1 protein-coding gene is annotated in these 1,022 nt (G+C 37.9%); it reads left to right on the forward strand.

Annotation, left to right across the window (positions count from 1 at the left end):
- A partial coding sequence (locus HMPREF2963_RS05215; RefSeq protein WP_186821954.1) for an SspB-related isopeptide-forming adhesin occupies window positions 1-1,022 on the forward strand: 1,022 nt, incomplete at both ends.

Raw genomic sequence — 1,022 nt, forward strand, 5'->3', positions numbered from 1 at the left:
GGTGATGTAGTTGTTCACTATGTGGATGAATCTGGTAAGAAGATCAAAGAAGATGTAACGGATACTTCTCATGCTCGTGTTGGCGAAGATTACGATACGACAGACCACAAGACGACAGCGATCAAGTCTGGTGATAAAATCTATAACCTTGTTCCTGAAAAGACAAAGGGTAATGAAAAAGGTAAAGTTACAAAAGGTGTAACCGAAGTTACTTATGTCTACAAGGAAGTGAAAGCAGAACCTAAGAAGAAAGGAACCAACGCTAAGGGTGAAGATGTCAATGGTAAGACCATGTTGGCAGGTTCAACCGAAGTTTATACGATTGATATTGACAATGACCAATACAAGGGCATGACAGGCTTAACAGATAAAGATAAGCAAGCAGGCTTGATGGTTGTTGAAAAATACTCAAGTAAGCATGTGACTCCTAACTTAGCTGGTGTTCGTGTAACAACAGCAGACGGTAAGGTTCAAAGTGGCTTTACAACGAAAATTTACAAGTCTGTTGCAGAAGCTCCAAAAAAGGTTCAAGATTATATCAAGGCTAAAGGCTTGAAGATTGATGGTGAGTTTGCTGTAACTACTGCAGATGATCCAGTAGCTTACACAAACAAGTATGTCTTGAAGGGTATCAATCTGAAACTTGTCTTCCCAACAACTGTTAAGAAGGAAATCAAGGAAGCTAGCAAGTATGATAACCGAGCTTATCAAATTGACTTTACTGGTATCCATGAAACAAATCTAGTAACGAATAACATTCCGAAGATCAATCCGAAGAAAGATGTTGTAGCGACTGTTGAAGATGGTCAAAAAGACCAAAATTCATTGAATAATAAGACTGTTAAGGTTGGACAAGTCTACAACTTTGAATTGGAAACTTCTTATTTACCAGCAAATCGTGGACAAGCTATTGAAAAGATGGAAGTAAGAGATAAATACTCTTCATTAGTAGAATACAATGGTGTTCACAAATGGTATGCGAAGACAGATATTCTTCTTAAGAATGGTCAAAAGCTTGCCAA

The sequence above is a fragment of the Streptococcus sp. HMSC067A03 genome (genome assembly GCF_001814295.1).
Lineage (GTDB): Bacteria > Bacillota > Bacilli > Lactobacillales > Streptococcaceae > Streptococcus > Streptococcus constellatus.